Raw genomic sequence first — 7,452 nt, 5'->3', positions numbered from 1 at the left:
GAGCAGGTTGTCCTTGAAAGTCATGTTCGATCCTGGGAATGAAAATTTACGTCGGCTGAGTCTCGACTGCGGCGGGCAACGTTTCAGGCGCCACCTCTTTCACCACGAACAGATACACGAGCGCGGCGGCGAAGGCGACTGCTGCGCTGATCAGGAGCGCGTTGACAAATGAATGCGTCTGGTCGACCACGATGCCGGTGATGATCGGCGCGAATGATCCGCCAAGGTATCCGCCGAAGTTCTGCATGCTGCCAAGCGACGCCACCAGGTGACGCGGCGCCGCGACGCTGACCAGCGCCCATGCGGTACCACTCGACATATTCACGAAGAACATGGCGAACGAGATATAGACGATGGCAAGCGTGGTGCTCGGCGTATAAGCAGCGGGGACTGTGAAAGCAGCGGCGCCCACCAGCCCGATGCAAAGCGGCCACTTGCGGCTGCGAATAGGCGCCATGCCGCGCTTGAGCAGATGGTCGGCAATATAGCCGCTCGACACCATGCCGATGGTCCCGAAAACATAAGGTATGGATACCAGCCAGCCGGTATGCGCAATGCTCAGGTGACGTTCGTTTTCGAGGTACCCCGGCAGCCAGGTGAGATACAGCCACACCATGTAGATCACGCCCATGAAACCGAAGACCATGCCCCACGTATTGCGCAGCTTGAACAGGTTCCCCCATTCGGCCAGGCTCACGCCCTTTGCCCGCGGTTCGACCTTGTGGTCCGATTCCAGATAAGCGATCTCCGATTCGTCCAGGGCGACTTCATCGCGATTTCGATACTGCACATACCAGCCGATCGAAACCAGTATGCCGAGAGCGCCCATGATGATGAACATCGTTCGCCATCCGAACGAAAGCATCAACACCGTCAGGAGCGGTGGGGCGATCATCGGCGCAATGGTCGATGACGCAACAAAGGTGCCGGTTGGGCGTCCTCGCTCATGTACGGCGAACCACTCGTTGACGACCTTCGCCCCAGCCGGGAACAAGGGCGCTTCCGAGACCCCGAGGACGATCCGCGCCAGAAGAAAATGATTGAGCGTCTGGATGAAGCCGCCCGCGAGTTGCGCGACCGACCATACCAGCATGCCGAGCCCGAGCATTGCCCGCGAACCGAATCGATCCAGTAGTGCGCCTACAGGAAGCTGTGCGAACGCATAGGCCAGCGAAAATGCAGACAACAGCAAGCCCATTTGCGAAGCCGAGAGATGCAACTCCTGGCTCACTGAATGGTTTGCGATGGAAAGCGTTGAACGGTCCAGATAATTGACGATACCCGCAATGGTCAGGAACGTGACCGCAACGACCTGCGTGCGCTTGAGGCGCGGGGATTTTTGTAGCATGTGCTTGTCTCCTGCATGGAATTGTCGTGAGCAATGACTGCTTTCTTATTGGTGCGTGATGCCTGTTCGCCCCATGGTCAGTAGGTCGCGCGGCCTCCGGAGAGATCGAAGGTTGCGCCTGTATTAAAGGTGCAGGAATCCGAGCATAACCATAATGCGAGGGCGGCCACTTCTTGTGTCGTACCGAGTCGGCCCATCGGACTTTTATCGATCATGGTCTGCACGTGAGACGCGGCCATCTGCCTGAGCAAGGGCGTGTCAACTGCTGCGGGCGCGATGCCGTTCACCAGGATCCCGGTCAGCGCCAGTTCCTTGCCCAGCGACTTGGTCATTGCGATGACTCCCGCTTTCGCCGCGCTATAAGCCGATGCGTTCGCCGTGCCTTCCTTGCCTGCAAGCGACGCCACGTTGACGATACGCCCACTCTGCGCTTTACGCATGCCCGGCAGCACGATGCGGCTCACGTGATAAGTGCCGAGAAGGTTGACTTCGATCACGCGTTGCCATTCGTCGGGGTCGCATTCATCGAGCGGCTGTGTGGAACCGGCGAAACCCGCATTGTTCACCAGGTAATCGATGCGGCCAAACCGGTCGATGGTCGCGGCCAACGCCGCTTCAATGGACGCGGGGTCCGTGATGTCGACATGAAAATGCGCGGGTGCGTTTGGTGTATCGACGTTGCCCGCGATCCGATCCCAGTTCACCGCCGACGCACCGTTGTCGATGAATGCATCGCAGATCGCGCGGCCGATGCCTCCGGCCGCGCCCGTCACGACCGCTACCCGGCCGGTGAAGTCGTAGCGTGCGCAGGAAGAATGCGGGTTCATCGAATGAACTGGTCCACGTAATCCTCGCCCAGTCCCACCGATGCATAGTGTTTGCGGCACATCTCGATCTTGGTGAACACGTCCTCGTAGCCGGTGTAGTTACCGTACGGATCACAGTAGAACATCACGCCGTTGACCTGAAAATACGTGATCATCTCTTCGACGTCTTCAGGCACATACAAGGTATGGGTCTCGCCGGGCGGCTCATAGACGTAGCTGCCTTCGGTCGCAGTCCATTCGTGTTCGAGGTACTTCCACCGTCCCTTCAAAACGAATCCATGAACGCCTTGCGGATGACGATGCCGGCTCAGAACGCCTGACTTGCGCACGCGCAGCAGGTTCATCCAGTAACCTTGCGATGCGTTGAGGCACAGCGGACGGAACGATACATTTTCGGCTTGCGGCACCCATACGCGTTCATCGGTCGGAATCGCGAACGGCACCACGACTTCCTTCTGTGCTTCCTTGGGGAACGGAAGCTGATAAGGCATGGTGGCGGGGTAAGTATTGACGGTATCTGGCATGGGGCAACCTTTTTAATTGTCCATAATATGGACGTGCGTCCACAATGTGATTAATTATTGAAGTTTTGCGATGTCGAGTCAATCCTCGGGTATTCACTTAGCCGCGCTTGACAATAGTCTTATATGCCCTTAATAATGCGTTCAATGCGTTTATCACTTCGTCGAACTCATTGTGTCCAACCTTCCAGTCAACCCCGGCATTTGTAATAACACTGCGCTGCGTAAAGCTGCGCGTCGTCTGACTCGGTTTTACGACGCCTGCATGGCGGAGACCGGATTGCGAGCGACGCAATATACGATTCTCAGCCTGCTCGCCGCAAAAGGTCCCATCACCATGGCGGCGCTCGCCGACTTGTTGTCGATGGACCGCGCCACCATGGGACATAACCTGCGTCCGCTCGAGCGTGACGGACTTGTGACCATTGAAGTCGGGCGCGAAGACCGGCGTGAGCGGGAGGTGTCGTTATCGCGGCTGGGTGTCAAGACGGAGGCGCAGAGCAAACCGTCATGGCTGAAGGCGCAAGTTCACTTCGAGCAGGAATTTGGCAAGGAAGACGCCTTGGCAATGCGGCGGTTGATGGCGCGTATCGCAAAGCTGGAACTGAGTGCGGATCACGACGCCGGTTAGCACGAAGAGATCAGACTGGAAATCAAGACCATGCACCATGCGGCGCAAGCGTCTCGTTATATCGCCGCAAAAAATCCCTAATACGAGCATACGAGACTATATTCATGAAAATCGAATCTGGCTGGTTGCGGCGCACGCTCGTTGCTGCGCTGTCGTTGTCCGTGCTGACTGCCATGGCGTGTGCGCAGCCCGCCACGGCCACGGTGACCGCAAGCGATGCAAAGGCAGTCCGCGACCTGTTCCTGCGCCAGTCGGCCGCTGAAACGGCGCATGACATCGACGCCCTGGACGGCATGTTTGCGAAGGCGGCGCCCGGCGAGCCCGACCCCGTATCGTTCGTGGCGCGAGCGTACAAGTTCTGGGGCAGGGATGCGGTCACGGATCATTTCCGCAAGACGTTTGCCGGAACATGGAGCCTCGCGCCCGATGAAAGCGCCATCCGCATCATTCCGCTAAACAGCGACACCGTGCAGATTTATGCGCCGACGCGCGTCACGCTCGGTGCTGCGGGCCAGCCGCCCAAGACCGCCACCTTCCTGATCAACGAGTTTGCGATCCGCACGTCCGCAGGCTGGAAGATATCGGCAGTGATTGCCGTGCCGGCCGAGTGAGAGACACGCATATGAAGCTTCGTGAATTGCTTGTCGTGTTGTTTTTTGCGGCCGTCAGTGTGACCGCCAACGTAACCGCTCATGCCGCCACGCCGGCCGAAACCTTCGACGACACCGACAGGCAAGCGGTCAAGGACATCTTTCTCCGGCAGGCGGCGGCCGCGACGGCGCATGACATCGTCGCGTTCGAGGGAGTGTTTGCATCGGCGCCGGCCGGTCAGCCTGATCCCGTCGTGTTCGTCGCGCGTGCTTATCAGTTTTGGGGCAAGCCGGCACTGATCGATCACTTCAAGGACACGTTCAAGGGCGTGTGGAAGTTCGAGCCGGATGTCGCGAGCATCCGGATCGTGCCGCTGACGGCCGACGTGGCGCAGCTTTACGCCAACACCCAAATCACGCTGGGCGTGTCGGAAGACAAGGCCAGGACGGTGCCTTTTCTCGTTTATGAAGTTGCGGTGAGGACGCCGGATGGCTGGCGTATTGCATCGATCGTGCCGATCGCGGCGCAGTAGATTCATTGACCATCCTGGAGGACCCGAGGTTTTGCGCAGCAAGAATCCTGGATAGCTTGATCCTGCTCGTCGAGCATGCGGCCAAAGCCCGTCGGCACGATAACAAGCGGGTGCGCTGCAGGGTCATGGCCATCGGCCAGCGCGAAGGCCTCTGAAATGATGGCCTCGACGTCCTGGCGCATCATGGTGACATCGAAGGGAAGGTGTGCCGCGAAAGGGTCCCAGTCGAAGCATCCGAACACGGACGACTGCCAGGCTTCCCGAGGTAACGCCGATGCAAACTGAACCAGCCCTTCGAACGCCGTAATCGAGTTCATCAGCAAACCCGCGGGAAGGCGGCCGAGCTGCTCGACACGTCGGGCGAGTGCGCGGCGGGTATCGGATGCGTTATAGCCGCAACATTCCACGGCATCGATTGCAGGCGCCAGATTGCGTGCCGCGAATGCCTCGCGAAAACCATCGATACGCTTGTCCGTTGCGTACTCGTTCTCGATACCCCCAAGAAACACTAGCTCCTCGGCCAGGTCTCCGCGGGCCTGCATCTTGTCGATGAGCACGTCGGTGAGCGCGCGGGCGCCGCCGTGGTTATCGGAGACAACGGACGGCGCGTCCGCGCCCGGCAAGTCCACGTTGACGCACGGAACGCCTGCCGCCGCGCACAGCGCGTTGAGCGGGGAAGGATCGCGCACGCCCGTGATGAACAGCACTTCGACGCGCTGCGAAAGCAGTGTTTCGGTGACGCTGGTTTCCACCGCCGGATCGCGCTGCGTGCTCACGACGATCGGGCACAAGCCGCGCCTTCTTGCCTGATCTTCGAACGTTTCGGCGAGTCCCGCGAAGAAGCGGTTCCGGTAATGAGGGAGGATCATGCCGGCCAGACCTGAGCGCGACAGCCGCAGCCCGCGTGCGGCCATGTTCACGTTGTAGCCGAGTTGCTGGGCGCTTTCGAGAATGCGGTTCGCCGTCTCTTCCTTGATCCGATAGCGCGCCCACGTCCCGTTGAGGACCATGCTCACCGCCGCCACCGATGTGCCGGTCGCCCTGGAGATGTCGTAGATTGTGGATTTGCGTGTGGTGCCGGTGCGGGCCATCTCAGGTTCCATTTTCAGTTGAATCCGTTCGCAGCAAGAGACTGACGCGCTTTGCGCCGCCGCCCTATTAGGGTATCCGAGAGTTGATCTATTTGCTGAATGGATTCAGCATCTTTTTAGGCGATTTGCTAAATGGATTTAGCAAAATCTTGACAGAGCGTGAATCGCTTATCGAATTTCGATCCGCCAATGCGCGGTCAATATGCAAGGAGTCATGAAATGAACAAATTAGGCGTTCACGCATTGGTCTGGGCCGGCGATCTCACGCCGGAATCCACTCGCAAGGTCATCAGCCAGACCAAGGCGGCGGGGTTCGACCTTGTCGAATTGTCGCTTCATGGTCCCAAGGTCATGGACCTGTCGCTTACGCGTGACCTGCTCCAGGAGCATGGCCTGGAGATCGGCTGCTCCCGCGGCCTCACTTTCGACGCCGATGTCTCAAGCGACGATCCCGCAGCGGTCGCGCGAGGTCTTGCGTTGCTGGAAGAGGGCGTGAGCATCACCGCCGAACTCGGCGGCAACTATTTCGGCGGCATCCTGTATGGCGCGATGGCGAAGTACTCCGCGCCGATCACGCCGCAAGGCCGGCGTCACGCGGTCGATTCGCTCAAGCGTATTGCAGATTTCGCGTTGAAGAAAGGCGTGACGCTCGGCCTGGAGGTCGTGAACCGCTATGAAAGCAACCTGCTGAACACGGCGTCGCAAGCGCTCGACATGCTCGACGAAGTCGATGCCCCCAACGTGGTCGTGCACCTCGATACCTATCACATGAACATCGAGGAATCGGACTTCATGCAGCCGGTGCTGGCATGCGGCAAGCGCCTGGGCTATGTTCATATCGGCGAAAGCAATCGTGGTTACCTGGGCTCGGGTACTATCGACTTCGCGCAGTTTTTCCACGCGCTCGCCATGATCGATTACAAGGGCACCGTGACCTTCGAGAGCTTTTCATCAACGGTCGTGAACGAGCAGTTATCGAACGCGCTGGCGATCTGGCGCAACCTGTGGGAGGACAGCATGGACCTCGCAACGCACGCGCGGGCGTTCATGGCCGGCGGCATCAACGCGGCCGCCAAGGCGAAGGCGCACCATTAACGAAAGCGTGTATCGCACTACTTTTATTGCACTACTCTTGGATGGAGTCGATGATCGAAGACCGTTATATGGATCGGCTGCAGCAGCTTGTTGCAAGCGGTCAGCGCAGCATTCTCGGGCTGGCGGGTGCGCCCGGCGCGGGTAAATCGACGCTTGCGCAGGCCATTCTCGATGCATTCCCGGGCCGCGCCGTAGTCGTGCCAATGGACGGCTTTCACCTTGCGAATGTGGAGCTCGAACGTCTTGGACGCGCTTCGCGCAAGGGTGCGGAAGATACCTTCGACAGCGCCGGATTCGTTGCGTTGCTAAGCCGGATTCGTGCGCAGCGTGAAGGGGAGATCATCTACGCCCCGACGTTTCGCCGCGAGATCGAGGAGCCGATTGCGAGCGCAATTCCGGTGATGGCCGACATTCCGCTCGTGATCACGGAAGGCAATTACCTGCTGCTGCAGCGCGGCCATTGGAACGCGGTTAGATCGTTGCTCGACGAAGCCTGGTACGTCGATGTCGACCCGAAACTGCGTGTGCAGCGGCTCGTTGCACGCCACATACGATTCGGCCGCGATGAAGACGCTGCGAAGACATGGGTGCAGCAAACTGACGAGGTCAACGCGGCGCTCATCGAGTTGACGCGTGCGCGCGCTGACTTGGTTTTTGAATGGCCTGCGTAACTTCGCCTGCTGTCAGCGAGCCTGAAGCTTTTCCACGAGCTTCAATCCGTCGGCCCAATCGCCCAGACCGCTCTGGGCGTTGAGATGTCCGCGTGCGCCGGCATCGATCCATTTGCTGCCCCACGCAGCCGCGCACGCCCGCGCA

The 7,452-nt window shown here is 59.4% G+C and carries 10 protein-coding genes; 5 read left to right on the top strand and 5 right to left on the bottom strand.

Annotation, left to right across the window (positions count from 1 at the left end):
• Nucleotides 1–46 precede the first annotated feature (46 nt).
• The 3 genes from ACFFAR_RS19035 to ACFFAR_RS19025 form a co-directional block, all read right to left on the bottom strand.
• Complete coding sequence (locus tag ACFFAR_RS19035; protein ID WP_062001980.1) at nt 47–1,348, bottom strand: MFS transporter; 1,302 nt, start codon at nt 1,346–1,348, stop codon at nt 47–49.
• A 77-nt stretch (nt 1,349–1,425) separates the two neighbouring features.
• The gene (locus ACFFAR_RS19030; protein ID WP_062001979.1) at nt 1,426–2,175 is read right to left on the bottom strand and encodes an SDR family NAD(P)-dependent oxidoreductase; all 750 of its coding nucleotides are present in this window, start codon (nt 2,173–2,175) and stop codon (nt 1,426–1,428) included.
• Nucleotides 2,172–2,699 (bottom strand): 2,4'-dihydroxyacetophenone dioxygenase family protein, encoded by a 528-nt coding sequence (locus ACFFAR_RS19025; RefSeq protein WP_062001978.1) that lies wholly within the window; start codon nt 2,697–2,699, stop codon nt 2,172–2,174. The genes ACFFAR_RS19030 and ACFFAR_RS19025 overlap by 4 nt, the downstream gene beginning before the upstream one ends.
• A gap of 277 nt (nt 2,700–2,976) precedes the next feature.
• Here ACFFAR_RS19025 and ACFFAR_RS19020 point away from each other — a divergent pair, with 277 nt between their 5' ends.
• From ACFFAR_RS19020 to ACFFAR_RS19010, 3 genes are all read left to right on the top strand, one after another.
• Nucleotides 2,977–3,327, top strand: a complete 351-nt coding sequence (locus ACFFAR_RS19020) for a MarR family winged helix-turn-helix transcriptional regulator (protein ID WP_205583110.1) — start codon at nt 2,977–2,979, stop codon at nt 3,325–3,327.
• 104 nt (nt 3,328–3,431) lie between these two features.
• Entirely contained in the window at nt 3,432–3,938 is a 507-nt protein-coding gene (locus ACFFAR_RS19015; RefSeq protein WP_174364717.1) for a nuclear transport factor 2 family protein, read from the top strand.
• An 11-nt stretch (nt 3,939–3,949) separates the two neighbouring features.
• Nucleotides 3,950–4,450: a nuclear transport factor 2 family protein gene (locus ACFFAR_RS19010; RefSeq protein WP_174364718.1), complete on the top strand. Its 501-nt coding sequence runs from the start codon at nt 3,950–3,952 to the stop codon at nt 4,448–4,450.
• Nucleotides 4,451–4,452: 2 nt separating this feature from the next.
• On the opposite strand, the gene ACFFAR_RS19005 is transcribed toward ACFFAR_RS19010, so the two are convergent.
• Nucleotides 4,453–5,541, bottom strand: a complete 1,089-nt coding sequence (locus tag ACFFAR_RS19005) for a LacI family DNA-binding transcriptional regulator (protein WP_075357641.1) — start codon at nt 5,539–5,541, stop codon at nt 4,453–4,455.
• Nucleotides 5,542–5,760: 219 nt separating this feature from the next.
• On the opposite strand from ACFFAR_RS19005, the gene ACFFAR_RS19000 reads away from it, so the two are divergent.
• Together ACFFAR_RS19000 and ACFFAR_RS18995 are read left to right on the top strand one after the other, a co-directional pair.
• Nucleotides 5,761–6,636 (top strand): sugar phosphate isomerase/epimerase family protein, encoded by an 876-nt coding sequence (locus ACFFAR_RS19000; protein WP_375508273.1) that lies wholly within the window; start codon nt 5,761–5,763, stop codon nt 6,634–6,636.
• A 50-nt stretch (nt 6,637–6,686) separates the two neighbouring features.
• The gene (locus ACFFAR_RS18995; protein ID WP_075357703.1) at nt 6,687–7,307 is read left to right on the top strand and encodes a nucleoside/nucleotide kinase family protein; all 621 of its coding nucleotides are present in this window, start codon (nt 6,687–6,689) and stop codon (nt 7,305–7,307) included.
• Between the two features lie 12 nt (nt 7,308–7,319).
• On the opposite strand, the gene ACFFAR_RS18990 is transcribed toward ACFFAR_RS18995, so the two are convergent.
• A partial coding sequence (locus ACFFAR_RS18990; RefSeq protein WP_174364720.1) for an alpha/beta hydrolase occupies nt 7,320–7,452 on the bottom strand: 133 nt, incomplete at its 5' end.

It is taken from the genome of uncultured Caballeronia sp., from assembly GCF_964243625.1.
Classification (GTDB): Bacteria; Pseudomonadota; Gammaproteobacteria; order Burkholderiales; family Burkholderiaceae; genus Caballeronia.
The sequence above is the reverse complement of the archived record's forward strand: the minus strand, read 5'-3'. Positions and strand labels throughout refer to the sequence as shown.